The organism is Aeromonas sp. A04 (assembly GCF_047780465.1).
GTDB classification, from domain to species: domain Bacteria; phylum Pseudomonadota; class Gammaproteobacteria; order Enterobacterales; family Aeromonadaceae; genus Aeromonas; species Aeromonas bestiarum.
Map to the genome: position 1 here is coordinate 125,830 of NZ_JBLNHP010000007.1, position 21,107 is coordinate 146,936.

The 21,107-nt window shown below is 47.9% G+C and carries 19 protein-coding genes; all 19 read right to left on the reverse strand.

The window, feature by feature from the left end:
* The 19 genes from ACM3N8_RS18385 to ACM3N8_RS18475 all read right to left on the reverse strand — a co-directional run bounded on the left by ACM3N8_RS18385 (position 1) and on the right by ACM3N8_RS18475 (position 20,978).
* Positions 1-2,400, reverse strand: coding sequence for a PEP-utilizing enzyme (locus ACM3N8_RS18385; protein WP_290018733.1), 2,400 nt, complete (start codon positions 2,398-2,400; stop codon positions 1-3).
* On the reverse strand, positions 2,393-3,103 hold the full coding sequence (locus tag ACM3N8_RS18390; RefSeq protein ID WP_290018734.1) for a formyltransferase family protein: 711 nt from the start codon (positions 3,101-3,103) through the stop codon (positions 2,393-2,395). The genes ACM3N8_RS18385 and ACM3N8_RS18390 overlap by 8 nt, the downstream gene beginning before the upstream one ends.
* Before the next feature lie 25 nt (positions 3,104-3,128).
* Positions 3,129-3,698, reverse strand: a complete 570-nt coding sequence (locus tag ACM3N8_RS18395; RefSeq protein ID WP_290018735.1) for a hypothetical protein — start codon at positions 3,696-3,698, stop codon at positions 3,129-3,131.
* A 3-nt stretch (positions 3,699-3,701) separates the two neighbouring features.
* On the reverse strand, positions 3,702-4,217 hold the full coding sequence (locus ACM3N8_RS18400; RefSeq protein WP_290018737.1) for an adenylyl-sulfate kinase: 516 nt from the start codon (positions 4,215-4,217) through the stop codon (positions 3,702-3,704).
* Positions 4,218-4,228: 11 nt separating this feature from the next.
* Entirely contained in the window at positions 4,229-5,173 is a 945-nt protein-coding gene (locus tag ACM3N8_RS18405) for a hypothetical protein (RefSeq protein ID WP_290018738.1), read from the reverse strand.
* A gap of 14 nt (positions 5,174-5,187) precedes the next feature.
* A complete protein-coding gene (locus tag ACM3N8_RS18410) occupies positions 5,188-7,203 on the reverse strand; it encodes a hypothetical protein (RefSeq protein WP_416016473.1) in 2,016 nt (671 codons plus the stop codon).
* An 18-nt stretch (positions 7,204-7,221) separates the two neighbouring features.
* Positions 7,222-8,394: a hypothetical protein gene (locus tag ACM3N8_RS18415; protein WP_290018742.1), complete on the reverse strand. Its 1,173-nt coding sequence runs from the start codon at positions 8,392-8,394 to the stop codon at positions 7,222-7,224.
* Positions 8,384-9,175 carry a class I SAM-dependent methyltransferase gene (locus ACM3N8_RS18420; RefSeq protein ID WP_416016474.1) on the reverse strand — a complete coding sequence of 264 codons (792 nt, stop codon included), beginning with the start codon at positions 9,173-9,175 and terminating at the stop codon, positions 8,384-8,386. The genes ACM3N8_RS18415 and ACM3N8_RS18420 overlap by 11 nt, the downstream gene beginning before the upstream one ends.
* Entirely contained in the window at positions 9,168-9,899 is a 732-nt protein-coding gene (locus ACM3N8_RS18425; protein WP_290066122.1) for a hypothetical protein, read from the reverse strand. Before ACM3N8_RS18425 ends, ACM3N8_RS18420 begins: the two co-directional genes overlap by 8 nt.
* Positions 9,900-9,933: 34 nt before the next feature.
* Entirely contained in the window at positions 9,934-11,253 is a 1,320-nt protein-coding gene (locus tag ACM3N8_RS18430) for a glycosyltransferase family 2 protein (RefSeq protein WP_290018746.1), read from the reverse strand.
* The gene (locus tag ACM3N8_RS18435; RefSeq protein ID WP_290018748.1) at positions 11,254-13,539 is read right to left on the reverse strand and encodes an HAD family hydrolase; all 2,286 of its coding nucleotides are present in this window, start codon (positions 13,537-13,539) and stop codon (positions 11,254-11,256) included. It abuts the gene before it with no gap.
* Positions 13,536-14,711, reverse strand: coding sequence for a UDP-galactopyranose mutase (gene glf / locus ACM3N8_RS18440; RefSeq protein ID WP_416016475.1), 1,176 nt, complete (start codon positions 14,709-14,711; stop codon positions 13,536-13,538). Before glf ends, ACM3N8_RS18435 begins: the two co-directional genes overlap by 4 nt.
* On the reverse strand, positions 14,708-15,679 hold the full coding sequence (locus ACM3N8_RS18445) for a glycosyltransferase family 2 protein (protein WP_241279356.1): 972 nt from the start codon (positions 15,677-15,679) through the stop codon (positions 14,708-14,710). The genes glf and ACM3N8_RS18445 overlap by 4 nt, the downstream gene beginning before the upstream one ends.
* Before the next feature lie 171 nt (positions 15,680-15,850).
* A complete protein-coding gene (locus ACM3N8_RS18450; protein ID WP_416016476.1) occupies positions 15,851-17,056 on the reverse strand; it encodes an acyl-CoA reductase in 1,206 nt (401 codons plus the stop codon).
* Positions 17,035-18,093 carry an acyl-protein synthetase gene (locus ACM3N8_RS18455; RefSeq protein WP_416016477.1) on the reverse strand — a complete coding sequence of 353 codons (1,059 nt, stop codon included), beginning with the start codon at positions 18,091-18,093 and terminating at the stop codon, positions 17,035-17,037. Before ACM3N8_RS18455 ends, ACM3N8_RS18450 begins: the two co-directional genes overlap by 22 nt.
* Complete coding sequence (locus ACM3N8_RS18460; RefSeq protein WP_416016478.1) at positions 18,093-19,463, reverse strand: AMP-binding protein; 1,371 nt, start codon at positions 19,461-19,463, stop codon at positions 18,093-18,095. Before ACM3N8_RS18460 ends, ACM3N8_RS18455 begins: the two co-directional genes overlap by 1 nt.
* Positions 19,463-20,212 carry an SDR family NAD(P)-dependent oxidoreductase gene (locus tag ACM3N8_RS18465; RefSeq protein WP_416016479.1) on the reverse strand — a complete coding sequence of 250 codons (750 nt, stop codon included), beginning with the start codon at positions 20,210-20,212 and terminating at the stop codon, positions 19,463-19,465. The genes ACM3N8_RS18460 and ACM3N8_RS18465 overlap by 1 nt, the downstream gene beginning before the upstream one ends.
* On the reverse strand, positions 20,212-20,445 hold the full coding sequence (locus ACM3N8_RS18470; RefSeq protein ID WP_416016480.1) for an acyl carrier protein: 234 nt from the start codon (positions 20,443-20,445) through the stop codon (positions 20,212-20,214). The genes ACM3N8_RS18465 and ACM3N8_RS18470 overlap by 1 nt, the downstream gene beginning before the upstream one ends.
* The gene (locus ACM3N8_RS18475; protein ID WP_416016481.1) at positions 20,442-20,978 is read right to left on the reverse strand and encodes a GNAT family N-acetyltransferase; all 537 of its coding nucleotides are present in this window, start codon (positions 20,976-20,978) and stop codon (positions 20,442-20,444) included. Before ACM3N8_RS18475 ends, ACM3N8_RS18470 begins: the two co-directional genes overlap by 4 nt.
* Between the last annotated feature and the right edge of the window lie 129 nt (positions 20,979-21,107).

Here is a 21,107-nt window from a genome sequence, read left to right on the forward strand (position 1 = left end):
CTACACCATATTGATGGTTTTATCTTTACAGTTTAAGACTATCTTATAGTTATCTTTTAATTTATTGAATAACTGTTCTCCACAACCGATGGCAGCAGGGATTCCAAACTCGGCACAACGAATAGCCATATGCGAATTAGCGCCACCAAACTGTGTGACCAAACCAGCGATGTCACGGGTGAAAATCCAGTCATAACCTGGGTCAGCATTTTCAATACAAACAATCTTACCATTGAGCGGCACAGAGGTCGGAGTATCCTGTTTTAAACGAATGCAGACCCCCTCCACACATTTATGAGTAACATAATTTGGCATGCTTCGATGTAACGGAACGACGAAAACATCATTAACACTAGTGATCAAATGTCCTAACTTGATGGATAATGATTGCTGATATGTAGCTTTTGCTCGTCCTACTTTATCCAATAATACACGGTCCATATCATCCAACGGATGCATAACAAGTAAATCTAGAACAGATGAAATATCAAGATAAGATAAATCATCACGTGATAATCCCATCCCAGCCCCCCAATGTACTAACATCGACAGTGCATCAGATAGGTCTCTAGTAAATATAAACTTAGCATACTCTCTTGCCTGAATAGCCATTTTTGCATATTCAAATAATTGAGATGAGGTTAACGCCCAGCCTCTTGAATCGATCAATTGCTGAGTTGCATCCAATTCAGAATGGGAAAGAGTAAAGGTAGAAGACGACGCATCTGCATGGGATGACCATGTTGCAATCTTATCCATTGAGAATAGATCGTGTCGTTCATCATAACGTAAAGAAGTAATATCATATGTACCAGGACGAAGATGACCAAACTTTGCAAAGAAATCATCTGGGCTCATAGTACCATTACACACAGCCGTATAATCTGAAGTTAATTCAGTAGTAACCGTACTAAATGATTGCCTCCATGCCTGTAAACGTTCGCCCGTGATTGCTCCACAACTGGAAGCTGATCGCAGCATAGCTTCGGCGATAAATGCATGACGAGCAAGAATAGAAAAACAAACAGTCCCATTTTTTCGGCAGTCGGTCAATAGCCTATTAATATTACTCAATTCGGTAAGTTGATAATTAACAGAACGACGGACATCCTGTTGCTTTGCTATAATATTTACCAACTCTAATGTATAAGGTAAACTGCCAACACCAAATCCGAGAATGGCATTTTCGGTTAACACTTTGATAGATTCTACATACTCGTCAAACTGACTTTGGGACAACACCCCAGAATATCTGTCTTCAAAATCTTTTTCAAAACTAAAATCGAAACAGGTCTGTACTATTTCAAACTCAACCTTGTCATGGAACTCAGGATGACGGTTCAACCTTTCTAACCATGCATCAACTAATAAGCAAGACACCGAAGCATCTAGCCCTGCAGGAAGGAAGGAATTGAAACTATTCCGTACATCAATATATGGTTGAGAGCCCAACAAAACCATCAGTGCCTTGTATTCAGGATGATGATACCCCATTAGACTACGAGCCTCACTCCATGCAGAATCAGTGATCAATTTCCGATAAAGTGAAATTGCTAATGGTCTGGGAGCCGTACCAATAATTTCAGCAGGGTTCCAATCAGGCATTACCCCAAGTAACGTGGTAGCACCATATAAATCACCATCGCGAGCCATCCGTTGGGAGATGAAACGTTGTACATGATACAACTGTCGCGCAACTCTACGCTCCGTCACAGGATGCCAGATGTTGTACAGGGTGATACGTCTTACCTGGAATATATAAACATCATCTTTATCATCAACAGCGAATTCAATATCGAGAGGAACACTTGAACAGATCAACTCCAGTTCTTTGACCGCAGCTAAGATAGACTGGATACGTGAAGAGCGGAAAATAGATGAGTCAGTATTGCGATAAATAAGTACCGTTTTTTGAACACCAGTCCCCCCCGTAATTGTATCGGTACGGCCACTTTCATCATCGTAGTTAATAACGTAGTAAGGCGCACCATGTTCAAGATCATGCGTCATTACCACACCACTCATTTGTGGCTTCGCTAACATGGGTTGAACAAGCACCTGATTATTGACATTCGAGTTAGAGCCAAAAGATGTAATAACCTGTTGAATGGCATTCACAACAGCGACCTGATCATTAGATGGTACATTTAAAAGGCTTGTAAATGCACCAGCCATCGAGTGTTGAAAACCGTCTTCATTTTGTGCACTACTTCTAATAATTAATGAGTCATAATTTCCCATCAGACTAATTGAGTCTAGTACCCAAGATTTTGCAGTATCCCATTGATCGACACTGAAATAAAAAATAGGCAATACTTTAGCCAACCTCACGACCGGTCTGAGACTAGATAAAGTTTCAGCTTTAGTACCAAAGACAAATCCACCCTGGTGATTATTCATATTTATCTCCTTCTTTATCGCACAAGGATAACGCAATATGCTTAAGTAAAGGGTGAATGACATAATATGGCTGGTTTACTTCAACTTGGGCTTCAGAGGTGCATTCCTTATCACCAGTTATCCATGCCCTCATATAATCAACTAGCAGATCAGCTCGTATCGCACTGTCATAGAGATAATCAACATCGATATTTTTAGGAGGTAACGGATACATTTTTCTAAGTAAAATTGGTCCAGTATCAATATTCTCGTCAAGAAATATTGCACTCGCAGCACATTGTTGCTGGTCTAGTACCTGATAATATAGAGTGGTACTACCGCGATAGTCAGGAAGCAAGCCAGAGTGAATATGTAATACCTTAGTCAATGAGAGAATTGATGCTGGGACTATTTGTCCACCATATCCGGAATAAACCAACAAGTCCATCTTTTTAATATTAAGAATGGAATACAATGATTCTGAACTAAGTTCTATTTCATCACAGCAGAGATAACGCCACCCGAGTCGCGAAAGTGTTGACTCGAGCTCAATTGATAGATCTGGTAACCATACCGAACAATTAAAAAGACGACTGTCGAGTTGACGTCGACTATTAATCTTTGAGGATTTTTTACCATAGATAATTACAATTGCAGGTACTATTCCCGCAGCAGCAAGTGCCTGAACATACGCACTACTTCGTGCTGTTCTGGCACATAGCATTACAAATGTCCTATTTGGCAAAATATTAACTCCTGTCGATAAGACGGATAATGCAAATTTTTTCTTCTTTTAGTATCCACGACAGTTGAGCCCGTTGCTGAACACTAAACATTTTAACTGCTGAACATAAAGTATCACATACTTTAAGCAAGCAGTTTAGTTTTCTAGTATCATTTCCCATCAACTGACATGACCGAACCAAACACTCAGCAAACAATAGATATATTGAATAGTTACTAAAATCGGAGGTCTTCACCGCTTTGTTAGGAAATATACTATCATATGCTTCGTATAATCTTTTGCTTACCTCAAATTTTCTAACCAACATCCATACATAGTTATCAATTTCTTTATCCAGTGGATTTTTATTGCGTAAAAAATAAAGCACCAGGTATAGAGAGGATACGGTATCACCGAAATCGACTGTTCGAGTCATAGGCTGCAAACTTGGAACAGATGGTGCTGGTAGTGACGAAATAATATCAGCTCGATGGGTAGTCCAAGCATCTATAAACTCAGTACCAATATATTCAGAGTATTGGTAAGTTTGGGGATTGACTAGTAGATCACCGCTTGCGTATTGATACTTGTACATTGTCTATTTAGTCACCATTTTATAAATATCATCTGCATAAGCAATAATATCATCTGAATTAAAACTATTTTTTATCACCATATCTGGATTAACTGGAGCATTGTAATGGATATCCATGCCAACGACATTTTTTTTTATTCCCTTCAAAGCTGGAAGATATAGATTTTTATTGTCACGAGATATTAGCACATCTACATCTACATCAATAAATACTTCATAAAACTCAGTATACCTATCGCGATTCATTGTAACAATATCAGGAAACATAGAGATCACACAACATACTACATCGATACCTTGCCGATCTAACCACCCACAGAGCTCATGCATGCGTTCTGCACTAATTCGACGGCCTTGCACTGAATAATCACGAGTCGCATCATTATGATGAAATATTTCTCTAATTTCATCTCCATCAATAAAAACTGTTGCCGTATTGACCAACTTCATTCGCTTATGTAAAGCCTGTCCAATTGTCGATTTACCTGAACCAGATAATCCAACTAGCCATATAACCATATATATTGCTCCTATATCTTATCTAGCACAGCATCCAGTTTTGTCCAAGACCAGTATTCATCATCGTTCCGATGGCCAAGCTTCAAAATTTCTTCAGGTTGTCCCCTGAAGGCATTGATCCAATCCACTTGTCTCTTGATATATTTTTCTGAAAGCTCAGCACAGCACACCATCGCTTCAAAATAAAACGACTTCCCATTATTTCTAACGCCGGCATTATTTCTAACCCATATGTCTTTCCCCTCCATTTTCACCATTTCGTAAAAAGAAAGGAATTCACGTTTTGATAGGTACTTTACATTTTTACCAGTACCTATTTGGGTTGAAATATCATCGCTCATGCTAAATGAATAATCGAATATAGAAATTTTTTTTCTCCGAGTTAGATTAAATAACTCATCAGCACTCCGAACCGCATAAAGCAATGTAATACCCTTAGCAAAAAATACATCTTGGTCAGGTTGGATTATATTCAGCTCATTCACAACATTAACATGATAATCATTATGCAGTTGAAGCGCTGTGAAGTTGAAGAACTCAGAAATATCAACCCCCTGCCACAAAACATCGCCTAATATACATGGAGAAGTAATACCCAAGTATTTAAAGTTAAACTCCTGGATAAATGACATAGCATCGATGCACCCAAACAACGTCTGACCTAATTCAAAGAACGAATTACCAGCGACTTCAAGAGCTAATAGCTTATTATTGTTAACTATGAAATCGTCATGATGATGGATCTCGTTCTGGTAGATATTGAGCATTCGTTCATGGTCTGCATGGGATAGCTCTTTCAGCATTTTTTTATATGCATAGATGTCATTAGAATACCTCGCATGCATCAACCATTCATACGCTTTATCATGATCTTTGTAATCATATATGCAACGCTTACCAGTAGCAGGATCTATACTACCAAATTCGAGATAGCTGAATGGCTCGTTGTTTATCATCTTTATAACCTCAATTACACATCATCAGACAATTTGCTGACATTGGTAGGCATATAATGATCATGCCAAAGATATATATTCCCTCGAAATTTCAATTCAGTTCTCAGATAAACATAAATATCTAGGAAATATTTATGTGAACAGATGAGCAAGTCACTAGAATCAGTATCAATGATGTTGATTATAGATCTCCCTGGCAATACCCTCATACTATAGAATGATTTACCTACTTTATCTTCAGAAGAGTCAAAGATATAGTTAATTTTAAAATTACCACCGGATGAAATATTCCAGTTTAAAAAACCTTCAGCAATTTCACCGGCACAATATAGTGAAAGAATCCCAGACTTCAATATAGCCCCATCATCTAAAGACTCAACAAGATATGATGACTGGATTACAGTAGAATAATCATCAACACTAGAAAAATAATTATAACACTTCAGCTCTTCATCACTACACTCTAGGTTCCGTTGTTTCAACTCCGTCCTGTGAGCAATGAACAAGTCACTACCATATTGTTGCCACCATCTACATGCACTGGCTTGCAAAGGTGGTGTAAATTGGTGGTGGTGAATTAATCTATAAAGAGCACGAAAAGCAAGAGACCAATATTCACCTTCATAGCTAAAACAACGCCGACATGCTTCAGCCAGGAATAAAAGAAACTCAGCCCGTTCAGGAAATTTATCTACTAATAATAATGCGAACTTATGAAAAGGTTGTTGTTCAAATAGCGAATTATACCTTAATAATATTTCTGCTGACAAATGTTGACTTGTTGCAAGAGAGAATTTGGAGAATTCATTGTTGTTATTCAACTCGTCTGAGGAAAGTAAGCTGGCCAAGAACTTTATTGAACTACCAACATGTGGAACCCCAGAACTTCTTGCATATTCATATCGTTTTTTATAACTAAGAGTCTGCGCTGAAGACAATGCATAATTGATATATTCTTTGAGTTTAGAATATGTGCAGGCGATGTATTCTCTTTCTTTCAATCTATCAATGGTCGGCAATGAAAACTTACCGGCGGATGGTGAAAATATAACTCCATACCCGCCAGATGCAAGAAAGATATGATCTTGATAAGCTCTATGTGTAACCATTACTGCAGCATCAGAGTAATCGACAACATAGCTACTATCTGTACTGTAGAAAAAGTTCTTGAATGCTGAGAAGTGTTCAACGATATCAAGGATTAGTTGATTACTTTTATATTTTGGATACGGTCTAAATATTAACTTATTGTTTGGAAAGTTAGTGAGAATAAACTCTATCGTTGGACGAATATAGTCAACGACCCAATCTTCCTCCATAGAAAAGTGCGACAAATGATAGACAATACTAGTAGCTTTTATTTTTTTTTCTTTTAATAAATCAAGAAACTGATCTAGCTTTGGCACTCCAAAAGGCACCAAAGAAACTGATGGAGCTTGATGAAGCATTAGACATTTTGCATAACATCGTTTTATCAGCTGTTCAGGATCATAACAATTTATACTTTTTGCAGTTAGCAGATAATCAAATTCGTATGCACCACCAAATAAGTATAGAGACATATCAAGGTCAACATCAATCCCATGTGTCACCCCTATTTTATATACTTGCTTCGGTAGATTGGATTTATATATCATATAGTTTTCCAACATTACCGCAGCATAAATAAAATCAAAGTGTTTTATATGATCACCACAACATATAAATACATTTAGATCCTTGAAATTTTGCTGATACCACTCTGGAGTGGCGATGAACTCCTCATAAGTGATCAACGCAAAAGGTATAAAACGATTATCCTTATAATGGTGAAGTTGCTTCAAGATATCGACTAACTGATGTGCATATGCTGATGGATAGAATCTGAATGCAACAAGTCTTGCGTTTTTCCCTAATACTCTCAATGCAACACATGCTTTATCAAAGCAAACTTTAAAATCTTCTGGGTTGGTACCATTGACATTGTAGGACACCAATGTATTGGATTTCCTGATAAAGTCTATCATTAAGTGTGGTGATTCTTTTCCCATCAATATTTATATTCCATCTTATGGAAGCACTATTTCACGCAATAATTTAAAAACGTTAACTGCTCTACCAATAAATCCATAACTCTGCGTATACTGCCCCTCTCGCCATAGCGATCTTTTAATAATTCCATATCGAAATCGCCTCAACTTATCTCTTTCACGCAGCTTTACTTCTAGGTCATGTGGAATAATCACATGCATTGATTCATCATTGACATCATTTTTTCTTCTATTCGGTGACAGACACCGGACAACCGCAATTGATGGATTTGCAAGAAAATAATTTAGCCTATTTAAAATGCTACTTAGATTTTTTTGCTCACCACTTGTAATGAAATCAATGATCGAATTGATCCGACTATCATCACTTACATACTCACGAATCATTACTTTGTCAGTATATTCAGTCAAAGATGGAATCCCTGATGGTTCCAGTAATTCTTCAATAAGATGCCAATGCCGTAAGACACAGGTATGAGGATGTTTATAGTTTGCTTTTTGCGCTTCTCCCATCAATCCGTAGCACTTATCGAGATGTGTTACAGGTCTAACCTTATTGTAGTTTGAAAGATATACGAATGCCCCTACTACATTTTTATGTGGATACAAACCCGCCAACAATTCCACTGTCAAGCCGTATAATCCTGAGTCGACAATAATGACATTGATGTCATCACCAGAATTAATAATACAGTCCAGTTTCATTTTTTGTTGTTTAAAATAGGAAGAAATTTGCTGATCTAGAGGCAAGGTTGCATCTATTTCAAACCATTCTTTAATAACACCTGGAGTGATAATCTTCTCTTGCAATTTTTTTGGCACTAATTGAAGGTATGTACTAACATCAAAGTACTCGGAGTCGCGCCCCAGTCGAGTTATTAAATAGTTTAAGGTCTTCCCATAGAATACGCTATTACAGAGATGGCCAGTCCACATGGGTTCTTCTCCAAACCCTGCCTTTATAGCGGCCAATCTTGAAACAGGAAATAATTCACACTGATATGCTTGGTTAATATTTCTCTGTTTGACATATGCAGAGAAAAATTTATATAAGACGTAGCCGGCTCGTGTCGAAAAATACAATTTTGTTTTTCCCTGCGAGCCATACATTTCTGCCAGGCTATGTAGTCGCTGACACCACGCTAAAAAATACGGTCCAAATATCTCCGCATATAAATTTTCAGAATTCATTGTTATACTTATCTCCATATGTTACCTCTTCACTGAGCACATTTGGATCGAAATCTTTTACACGAATATAATATGCAAGATCTCTATTATATTCAGCGTTGGTAATACCTCCAGCTCTGTTAATCGCCCACAGATATAGCTCTGGATGAATAATAGATATAGGGCTCTCTATGGATGATTCAATTTTCATATTGAATTTTTCTTCTGCGCCTTCACGAATAAACACTAACAAATTTTGCTTATACCAAAAATTGATACCTCGTTGATTCCAAATTCGGTGGCGAAGTAAATCATAGCATCGGAAACCCTTAGAGCTAAACAGCTGAGCCCAATAGGATGGCCAGTTTTCAGTTTGATGACCGGTTCCCCCTTGATAGGGAATCGCAGCCGAGAAAAGAACAAGATCACTATGCTGAATTATATTCTCGATAAATACGCCGTGTTTCTCAAAAGGAAGATGTTCTGCGACCTCCAATGACATAGCCAAGTCAAACCGTTGTCCACAATTAAAAGGCTTTGTAACATCAACAGCATGCCAATTATCATCAGGAATCATCAACATATCTTTAGCAGCCAGAGAACCCTCCATACCGTATATTTTATCTATTCCGATATTTTTAGCGGCTGAAAGCCAAGATCCTGTTCCGCATCCAACATCTATAACTGATTGAATACCAGGAAACAATGACAGCATGTGTTTCAATACACACTCTGCAGAGCGATGCGAAGCCATGGCCTGGTCATCATAAAATCCATGAGTGTAAACTTCTTTATTAGGCATACTCATTACTCCTTAACCATAGCTTATCAAAAAATTTGAATGCATCTTCGAGGATATAAAACTTAGCACTTCGTGGTGTATGCAATGCGTTTACACCTGCGGCAATTGCATTGCTATAATCGGTCGAATAATTATCACCGAGGTGCAATATTTCTTTAGCGCTCACGTTATATTTCTTACTTAACCAAGGGAAAGCTGTGCCTTGGTGTTTAGACACTCCCGACTCACAACTAACAAATAGATCGAATGGAAGATCCACACCATTCCTCGATAACAATTTGTTGATGATTTCTGTTGACAGATACATATCGCTAAAGAAAACAACTTTGATACCGCGTTGGACTTGCACCTTCAACCAACTATATAGGTCTTCATTCAATGATAAGACTTCACTCTCAACTGCTAATTCTGCTTCTAATAAATCCTGTAGGATAATACAGTCATCAGTTAACATAGACAACTGAACACCAAGAATCTCTTGGATTGTTGGTTCTTTATTAATTTGTTTTTTTTGATATAAGCGGTATAACCAATGATGGGACATATATCTAGACATAAAAATATCTCGCACATTGCTTTTTACTGCTGGACATTGCTCTTTTATCTTTTTAGCTACCAACATAAAACGTCGCTCTTCGCTATATCCGTTTCTCAGAAGCAAAGTGTCAAAGATATCAACCGATATAATTCTGATCCCCTTACCTAGAGATGGATCCATACCCATATTATTTCCTTATGGTCTATTTATATCAAAATAATTACAGCAGCTCGATCGACTTTGAGCGCTCTTCGATATACTTCCTGATCTCATTCTTGTAGGCAAAAGACGCAATTACTATTCCGGTACAACAATTTTCGTCTATCGAAGAGGGGGCAGACACAGCTACACTATCTATTGGGCTTATAGTACGCCAGCTCTTATCATAAATGGCTACAGGTTTGAATCCAGCTGCGGAAATTATTTTAACCAGACGATTACCTATCTCACCAGCACCATATATTGCAAGTTTATCCTTGTGTTTGGCTGCCATTTTCATTACATCGATAATATATTTATCGCTAAATCCACTGAACGCCTGCATCAGTGTCACACGATGGTCAATAATTGATTGTGGATGTAATGTCATACTGGCTGTATTAAGTGCTTTCTTAGCTGAAAGCAACTCAGCCAACACGTTGGACTCAGGAAAACTACGAAGGTGTTCTACAATAAACTTTTGGTTTGTACTATCTATATCTATCTTGTCATTCTGAACTATATTTTCAAGTTGTATAATAACTGAACGCAGATTGGATTTATACTCTTGCATTGTAATCCTGAGCATATTGCAAAGAGCGATAAGAATGACATTTAAATAAACTAAGTTAAATGAATGAGTTAAATATTGATTCACATTATATGACCATACAGCGGAACGGGTTTTATCCATCCGGTCTCTTACCGTTGACATAGAACCATCTCGACGATAATAGATTACGCCTACTGAATGATGAGTGATCAGATTAGCTCCTTGCATGACTCTTCGCAAAAGCAGATCATAGTCTTCATGACCACCATCTACACGGCTGTCTTGAGAAAAACCCCCGCATATACGGATTTCACTCGTCCAGAATAGATAAATATGAGGAGGACCAATATTCACCATTAACAATGCAGATAAAGCATCACCAAATGCGGGAATAATATCAGCTTCTTTTCCCGTGTCTTCGTTTATTTCACGAAAGCCAATACAGCCAATTGTATTTTCTGATCCCATCATGGCTACTTGATTAGCAATACATTCTGGTAACAGCTCATCATCCGCATCAAGAAACTTGATATAACTTCCTTTTGCCAATTTCAACCCAGTATTACGAGCCGCTGATAAGCCTTGATTTTTTTGCCTCAATAAGGCCAGTGGAAAACTGTATTCCTCTTGTTCGATGTTTATCGCTGGTTCGCTTCCATCATCTACAACAATGACTTCAATAGCATCATATGTTTGACTCTGTACAGAGCGCAATGCACGAGAAAGCAAATGCCCTTGTTGATAACAAGGGATAACAATTGTCACCAGTTGATTTCTTTTATTCTTCATTTAAACACAGCCTTTATAAGTGAATATATCTACGACATGCGAGGAATTATCATAGGTCGACTTTATCGACCTAACTATTTCATTGCAGAACGCTCTCGACGCTACGCTATAGGTTTTTAAATTAAGATTTAACGCCTCAGCCAGTGTAATAACCTTGATACCATTCATATATAAAGAGCCTCGCTCAGCTCTTCGGTCGATAATATGGGTTACGCGAATCCCATGTTTTATTAAAAGATCATAAACTCGTAATCCTAGATCTCCGGCACCATAAATCGCCGTTTCATCTATTTTCTTTTCTTGCAATAGCTGCAACAAGAAAGGAGCCACCTTCTCATCATCTTGGTAGGTGGCCAACTCTCCGCAAAGCTGCAATTGATCCGGGAATGCAAGAGACACGGTACCTGGATACCAAAAACAGGTCTGAAGGATAGGATGAACTCCATCCAATAAAAGCTGGTATGCTTGTTCACCTGAGCTGACGCTATCTTTGAGCAACATGATGTCGTGCGGTGACACTAAGGGGATGCTTTCCCCTGCGGCCAGAGGAATATGTAAGTTCGCCAGAACGCACGCTTCTTGCCATATTGGATAAATAATCAGACGATACAGGATGGCAACAAAGTGCTTTCGCTCAGATAAGGATGGACCTTGCTCAAGCCAATTGGCTTCTGTGGCTAGTTTCCCCCAGGCCAAGATCGTTTTGGTGAAGTTATCCAGATCAACCTCATGCCGAATAGATTCATCTGGCCGTGGCACGCCGACAGGAGTGATTCCCCCTCCATCCTCCCGCTGATACGCCCGAGTTGAATTAAGAACACCATTAAGCAAAATCTCGCTCACTTCCGGATAAGCTGCCAGTTGAGTTGCCCATACTTTGCACGCGGCAGGCTGAAACACCTGCAGTTTTTGACTCAATGCCACCCGGCTAGCACGCGGACTGGCATAAAACATGAAGTAGGTGACGTCATCCAGCCCCACCAGCTGATGGAGATTTTGCAACAGGCTGCCACCACAGCCCCAATCAAGAATGGCTATCTCTGGCGTATTTTTTACCCCTTGCTGCACAAGGTATTGCAGCAAGTACTGCCGTTGCTGCTGCAAGTGGGCAATAATTTGTGGCTGGACACTTTCCAACCAACCCAGTATCTCACGCCAGAGTGGTGTTTGTACCAGCGCAGACAAGGTACAAAGCCGATGCTGGAACCACCTCGGTGAACACTCAAGTCCCAGATCCTCCAGCAATTCGGCCAGCGTATATCCACGGCGCTCACAGAGCTGCTGCACAAGATCCAGCGACCACTCTCGACTGGGCAGAAAGCTGGAACGCCGGGAGACTGCCAGCGTCTTGACAGTCAGCGTATGCCCAGAAATTTGCTGAATAAGACGTGCGATGACATCTCCTTCACGCAACAGGCAGAACAACGTGGAGACCCCCTGTTGCTGACAGCAAACGATAAGCCAGCGAGCAAATGCGTAGAGCAGCGGCGCATAGACACGACTGGATATTCCTGAACTGGCCGAGCCATCATTCAACCAGCGCCATTGCCGCCGCAATCGCTCCAAGCCTGGAATGCAAAGAGGAAACAAACGTTGCTCGTATTTCAATTGAGACAGGTAATCATCCCCCAAACCGACATGACAGGCACTTAGCCCGGAGGCCTTTGCCATCTGCAGGTCGGCAATCTTGTCATCCCCAATGTGCAATACCGATTCGGGCTGCCATTGCTGGGCGGCCAACAGACGCTGATACAGTCGGCCATCCTGTTTGCTGGCCTGATATTCGCCGGAAATATAGATCTCGTGCAGCAACAGCTGCGGAGCCTTGGCACTGAAGAAACGCTGCACCAGACTGGCAGGCAAATACATATCGGAGAGCAGCACGATCAAAAGGCCACGCTGTTGCTGACTGACCAGCCAATCTGCCAGAACCGAGTTAAGCCGCCAGTTGTCGTATTCCAACTGCAGCTCCAGCTGGGTCAACAGCTCCCCCTGCGCGCTGTGCCAGCAAGCATAGATGTGCTCTAGCCGTACCTCTCTGTGACCTTCTCGCTGCATCATCTGACGCCGCGCCATCGATTCAGCCTCTTTACGGTATTCCACAAAGGCATCGGGATCGTCATTGCAAAGAATACCTAACTGGTAAGCCTTTACTGCCAGCTGTTGCCAGAGTTGCTCGACTGTCCCGGCATGACGGAAGATCAGGGTATCGAATACATCACATGAAATGGCAGTGATCGACTGAGATTGCAGAGCTGCATTCAATTCAGATAGATAACTACTCACTCAACTCCCTCCCTAGGCGATAAACGCAGGCACCTGAAGTTTTGCAACGCATTATTCACCGCATCATCCATATCAAAATAGCGATATTCGGCAAGGCGACCCAAGGCAATCAGTTGCGGGAACTGGGCCAACTCATCGCGGCAAGCCTGATAATTCTGTTTGGCCATATTGGTAAACAGCGGGTAGTAAGGCTCCAGCCCCTGCTCTGGCACATAGGCACAGGGATATTCATAAACGATGCTGGTGCCGGGATGTTGCTGCCCGGTCAGATGCTTGAATTCGGTGATGCGGGTATAGGCCTCTTCATTCGGGTAATTGACCGTGGTCACCGGCTGAAATTGGGCTTGTGGCAGATGACAGTGCTCAAAGCGCAGCGAGCGATACGGCAGACCATAGTGATCCTCCGGTATCAGCTGATCCAGCATGCCGGTATAGACCAGAGGTCCGGCAAAAAGCACGCCATCCAGCAGTATCTGTTTCTGTTGCCAATCCAGACAAACATGGGATCCCATGGGGGTGGATAGCCTGACCTCAATCAAGGGGTTAGCCAACATGCGCTCGAACATGGCGGTGTAGCCCTGCTCGGGCACCGCCTGCCAGGGATCGATGAAGTAACGGTCATCACGATTGACGACGACCGGCACTCGCGCAGTGACCTCGGGCGAGACCTGCTCTGGTAATACACCCCACTGCTTGCTGGTGTAGTTGACGAAGGCACGCTCATAAATGAACTGGGCCAGCTCAGCCAGCAGGGGCTCAGCTTCCTGCCGCAGTGCCATGATGGGTACTCTGGCCCCCTCACCGAACCTGGCCTGAAGAGCCTCAATCATGGCCGCTGCCTTCTCGGCCGGGAAGCAACGCTCTATGCTGGTCAGGTTGAACGGGATGGGCACCAACTGACCATCGATCCGTGACAGCACACGATGCTCGTAAGGCCGCCAGGCGGTAAACTGCGACAGGTAATCCCACACTTCCCGTTTGTCGGTATGAAACAGGTGCGGTCCATAGCGATGGATCAGCACCCCATGCTCGTCATACTCATCGAAGCAGTTGCCGCCTATATGGTCGCGCTGTTCCAGCACCAGTACCTTCCAGCCAAGCTGGCTGGCCATTCGCTCCGCCATGACGGCGCCGGACAGCCCGGCTCCGATGACAATCGCCTGATAACTCACGCTGCATCTCCAAACAGTTGTTGCACGACGCCGGCCGGATTGGTGCGCCCCTCCCACGCCAGCTGGTGCCGCTCGTCGAAAAACCAGCCCGGTGCCAACGTGGCCACCTCGCTCACCGACTGCTCAAGCAGGTTGAGAAAACGGGCGTAGTCTCCCTGCCGCAAGAAATAGAGCGCGGCAGAGTAGTAGTGATGGGCACGCCCCTGGGCAATGGTCACTGGATCAGCGCCAAAGTCACCGGCATTGTCACAAGCCCGCAGCAGGTCGCGCAGCGACTGCTCACGACGCTCGGCCGATTTGCGGGTCTGCCCGCCAAAGCTCTGGGTGTGGAAGCGATAACGTCCCAGCAGCTCGGGGATAAAGTCGAGGGTTCCCGGGTTGAGAGAGAGATTCAGAATATGCCAGGGGTAATCGAGGATGATCTTGCACCCCTCGTCGATGGCATTTTCCATCCCCTCATAGCGCCGAAACATGATGGAGCTGGCATTGACGAATACCCCGAACCGGATCAAGGCCTCTCGCGTCATGACGGGTTCGAGATGCCGGCTGTTGTAGTAGTCACGGGTAAACAACTTGATCCGTGCCCCTGTCTCATCATCGAACATCTCGGCTTCGTGGTAGCAGAGGGTGCAACCCGGGTGTGCATCCAGATACTCGGCCTGGCGCTGCAGCTTGTCCGGCAAGGCCAGATCATCCCCATCCACATAGGCGAGATAGTCACCCCTTGCCTCTGCAAGCAACCGCTTCTGGGTCTTGGCCAGCCCCATGTTCTGTTCATTCTGCAGAATGCGCAGTGTCGGCCACTGCCGCGCCAGCCGCTGCAAGATAGCCCAGGAGTCATCATTCGAGCCGTCGTCGATGGCGATCACCTCGAACTCGAAATCCGTTTGCTGCTCGAGCAGGCTGAGCAGGCAGGGTTCGATGAAGCGCGCCAGATTGTAGACAGGCACCAATACGCTGACTTTCATAGGGAAATCCAAGAGAAGATGAGTAGAAAAGAAGCGGATGGGAGAAAATGGGCAAGGCTACCGCACGGTCCCTGTCAACCCTTCCCCCCTCTCTGTCAGGTTTTACTGCAAGAGATATGCCTGACCAAGCTAATCCATTGAAGCTGCGGGATTTATGTGAGCCACACCCGATTATTCATGCTGGACGAGGCCACGGCTGCAAACGTGCAGCATGTCTATCCCATCCCAGTGCCACTCGAATGCCAGCGCCTGTCCCGGCACCACCACCCTGTCTATGCGGCAGGTGGGCGCATTCGGCAAGGCATCCTCAAGCTGCGCCTTGTGTGCACCGACCCAGACACAGGTCTGCATATCCCACGGCTGCAACAGCAGCTCATTCAGGGTATCGGCCACAAACTCGGCGACTGTACCTCCTCCGACGTGTGCGAGCCGCAGGGAGGCGGCTGGAGTCAATAAGGTGACACCCGGGAATGTGCTCAGCTGCATCTCACCGTCCAGGGCGGCATTTTGTTGACTGTGAATGAGCCGCTCCATCACCAGAGCGGGATCGTCGGCAAAGGGCGCAAACAGGGCCTCCAGCAGACGGCGGCGCAACGCTTCGTCGGGTTCGCCCAGCCAGCAGAGGGTGGTCGGCGAGGCACAGGCCTGCTGATTGAAACGGGTGCAATCCTGTTGCAGGGCACCCAGGGTCTGTTGCCAGCCCACTGCATCCAGCCCGGCCAGCCAGTGGCTGTCGAGCACCGCCATGGAGCGGCGATCCGGAAATACCACTTCCTGCGCACTTGGGGAGAGAGGAATGGCCCGCACCTGGCGGATGGTCTCGTCACCACCCCAGATGATGCGCAGTCGGCAGCGGGCCGACAACCAGCCGGTGGTGCCTTCGTCATGGCCATAGCGAATGAAGCGGGTGCGGGTGGCGATCCCCTGCCACTCGACCTGGCTGAAGAGGTCGTTCAGTATGGCCAGCATGGCATCCTGTACCGGATCGCGGCGCGACGACAGCCGCACCACGCAGGGGTTGCCCATCAGCAGGGCCATCAGCCAGGAGTAGAAGGCCACTGTCGGTACGTTGGAGGGCACCAGGTGAAAAGCGATGCCCACCGGCCCCCGCCCCTGCAGCCGTTGCCGCTCTCTGGCCAGCTGGCGCGGCCGCAGCCAGAAACCGAACGCGGCCAGATCGGGATGACGCCGCCCCTCCTGCTGCAGTCGGGTCGACAGGGCCGCCACGAAGTCGCAGATGAGGGGGGCAAAACAGGGCAGCGGCTGCGGGCAAAACGTCTGCCAGCTGGCAGCCGGTGCCACGAAGCTGACGTCGGGCCCCGTCAACCAAAGCCCCTCTGCCGCCGCAGGCGGCGTCACTGGAAGGTGTCGCTGCATCCCCTCACCTCGGCGCCTTGCTGGCGTCCTGATACCTGAAAATAACGGCCATGGCGGCCGCAGGGGCAGTCATCCTCTCCCAGCAGCACGCCGAGATCCTCGGTCAGCAGGCTGTGGCCTGGATAACTGCCGGGAATGACGGAGATCACCTGCAACAAACCGGGCTGACCTACCCCGAGCGGCTGATGGGTGAGCGGATCCCGCACCTGCAGATCGGCAAACACGGGGGCATGCAGGTGACCCTGCTCGCACTCGACGAAGATGGAGCCCACCTGCTCTACCATGCCGTAGAAGTTGTGTACCCGGCCCAGCCCCAGCAGATCGCGGCAACGCGCCTTGAAGGCGGGATTGTCCACCGCCAGATGCTGCAGCTTCTTCCAGCCGCCGCTGTGAAACAAAATGCCCTGCTCAAAGGGCAGCTGCAGTCCGCGCTCGCGCAGGGGCTCCAGCAGGTATTGCCAGACCATGAAGGTAAAGCCGAACAGCAGCACAGGCTGACCGGCGTATTTGTCGCAAAACGCCTCTATCACCGGCCAGTTGGGCCGCATCTGCTCGTCGAGGGCATAGGTGTGGTCCCGGCCGAGGAAGGAGAGCCCCAGGGCGCCAGCGCCACGCGCCGAAAAGCCGCTGCGGTTCTGGATGAGGGCGGGCCGCTCCACCAGCAGCATGGGCAGCCGCTGCTTGCCGACAAACTCCTGCAGTATCTTCACCAGCACCTTGCTCTGCAAAGCCGCGGTCTCCCGGTCCAGCACTATCCGTGACGGCGCCCCCGTGGTGCCCGACGAGGTGAGCACCTTGAACACCTCAGCCTCGGGCACGCTCTGCCACTGGGCCAGCTTGAACAGCCGGGCCGCCAGATAGGGCAGAGCGCCATAATCGGCAGCCTCTGCCGTCCAGCCGAAGGCATGCAGCACATTGGCATAAGGGGGGCAGTGCTCGACATGGTGACGGGTCAGGGCATTGAGCCGCGCCAGCAACAGTGCCTGTTTGGCGTCCTGGGGCAGGTCGAAGATGGGGGCGGCGAGCAAGCTTTCCATCACGCCTCCTCCGCCAGTCTGGTCAGGGCGGCATAGTCAATCTTGTGGTTGGCGGTGCGCGGCAGCTGTGCCACCTGTATCACCCGCACCGCCCGTGGCGGTGCCTGCAACCACTGCGCCAGCTCACGCTGCAAGCCGTCGGCCGTCAGTTCGTCATGGGGTTCGACGACCACCAGCAGGCTGTCATCACGCCCGCCGCAGGCCCCCGACCAGCCCCAGCGATGGAGCTGGCTCTCGACCTCTGCCAGGCTGATCCGTTTGCCGAACAGCTTGAGAAAACGACTGAGACGGCCGCAGATGTAGTAGCGGCCCGCCTCGTCACTGCGAGCCAGATCGCCGGTGGCCAGCTCCTGCAGCAGGGCGCCCTGCACCAGATCCTCGACGGTAGTGGCATAGCCCAGCATGACGTTGTCGCCGCGATAGACCAGTTCCCCCTCCCCGGGCTTGCCCCCCTCCAGCTCGCGCAGGGAGAAGTGGCCGCCGGGAATGGCGCGGCCGATGGCATCCGGATGGGTGACCACCTCGTGCGCCGCCAGCCAGGCCATGCGCGCCGTCGCCTCTGTCTGGCCATACATGACGAAGAAACGGCGCCCCAGCCGCAGCGCCTGTTCGGCAAACTGCTGTGCCAGCACGGGTTCGAGTCGCCCCCCCGCCTGGGTCAGGGTCTGCAGGGAGGGATACCGGGCCCAGTCAAAGCGCAGCCGGGCCAGCATCTGATAGGTAAAGGGCACCCCGGCAAAACTGCTCACGCCGTGCTGCTCGACCAGCTGCCAGAAGTCGCGCTCCAGCACGCTCCCCTCGTTCTGCACCAGAGAGGCACCCACCAGCAGATGGCTGTTGAGCACCGAGAGGCCATAGGAGTAGAACAGCGGCAGGCTGGTGATGGCTCGCTCGGCCGTCGTCAGCGCCAGATAGTCGGCGATGGAGGCAGCGTTGGCCGCCAGATTGCGGCCCGAGAGGCGCACCCACTTGGCACTGCCGGTGCTGCCCGAGGTCGGCAGCAACACCGCCAGCTCGGAGTGCAGCAGTGGGCTGGTATCCCTGAGACGGATCAACTCCCCTGCTTCATTTACCCGGCAGGTCACGGCGAACTGCTGGCAGCTGGCATCGTGCTGACACGAAGAGAGAGCAGGGTCCGCCAGCATCACCGCATGTCCCAGCCTGAGGGCGGCCAGATAATGCAGCAGATGGGAGGTACGGGTGAAGAAGGGCAGATAGACGAGGCTGCGCTCACTCGGGTAAGTCGCTGCCACTTGCATCACCCGCCGTGCCAGCTCGCCGTAGGAGAGCCAGCCATCCAGCGGATCCCGCCAGGCCGGCGCCGGGTTATCCTCATGCAGATGGGTGAGTAGAGGATGGCGTTGCTTCATCAGACCAACATGCCTCCATCCACGCCTATGACCTGACCGGTCACGTAACTCGACAGGTCGGAGGCGAGGAACAGCGCCACCCTGGCCACCTCGTCCGGCGTGCCGATCCGCCCCATGGCGATGCTGGCGAGACGCTCGGCGAACTTCTGGTCCGGGATGGCACGCGCCATCTCGGTATTGATGAAGCCGGGGGCTATGGCATTGACCCGGATCTGGCTGGCGGCCAGCTCCTTGGCCAGCGACTGGGTGATGCCGATCACCGCCGCCTTGCTGCCGGCATAGCTGCTGAGCCCGGCGGCGCCCACCCGCCCCATCAGGGAGGCGAGATTGATGATGCTGCCGCCACCGCTGCGTTGCATCAGGCGGGCGGCATACTGGCTGCAATAGACAACGCTGAAGGTGTTGTGGCTGAAGGTCTGCTCCAGCTGGGCCTGATTGACCATGCCGAGCAGCCCCTCTTCCAGTATCCCGGCATTGTTGACCAGCACATCCAGCTGACGGGTCTGGGCAAACAGCTGCTGAAAGGCCTGCTTGACCGCCTGCGGCTCGGCCACGTCGAAACAGAGCGGCTGGCAGGGGATGCCGAACTCGGCGCCGAGGGCGGTCGCCAGCTGGCTCATGGCGGCTTCATCGCGGCCCCCCAGCCAGAGCTCGGCCCCCTGCGCGGCGAACTGGCGGGCAATGGCGAGACCAATGCCACGCCCGGCACCCGTGATCAGCGCCCGCTTGCCCTGCAGCAGCCCCTGCATCAGAGGGCGACCCCGTATTTGGCGAGGATCTCCCGCGCCTTGGCGACCGAGCTCATGTCGATGATGTCATCGGTATCGAGCAGGACGCCGTAGCAATCCTCCAGCTGGGCGATCAGGCCCATGTGGGCGACGGAGTCCCACTGGGGAATGCTGTTGTAAGCCAGTCCGTCACTGACGGTGCCGACGTCTATGCCGAGGGCATCGGCGAAAACCTGTTCCAACGCTGTAATCATCTGAAAAATCTCCGTAGCCGTTCACGGGCGGCATAATAATCGGCGGGTTGCAGTTCAAGGGCGAGAAAGTCGCCCTCCTGCCCATGTTGGCGATAACCCAGCTGCTCGTTCAGGCGCAGGGCGGCGCAGTTGCCCGCGCGCACCAGGGTACGGATGCAGCCGAGCTCGAAGGTATCGAAACCCTGATCGAGCTGGGACAGGGCGGCGGCAACGGCCAGCATGGGATGGCGCACGCTGGAGGTGCCCAGATAGAGGCCCGCATCGGCCACCGACTGACCTTGCAACGGCTGGCGCGCTTCCCCCTTCAGATTGACGTAGCCTGCCCGCTGACCCCGACACCAGAGCACCCAGTGCTGCTGATCCGGCCGCTCACGGCTGCTGGCAAACCACTGCCGTTGCTGGCGGGGGGAGATGAGCGCCTGTTCGACCATCTGCAGCCGTACCTCATCCTGATTGCGCCAGCGCCTCAGAGTGGGCAAGTCCCACGGCTGAACCGGGCGCAGCTCGACACCATAACTCATGCTCAATACCACCCACTTCCCATCACTTGCCCATGTTATCGACCATAGCAGGGCGATTCCGTAGCAAAGCTCAATAATATAAGATGAAAACTCGGTATAATCTCAAAAATAATCAAAGAGTTGTCAGCAATTATCCGGACG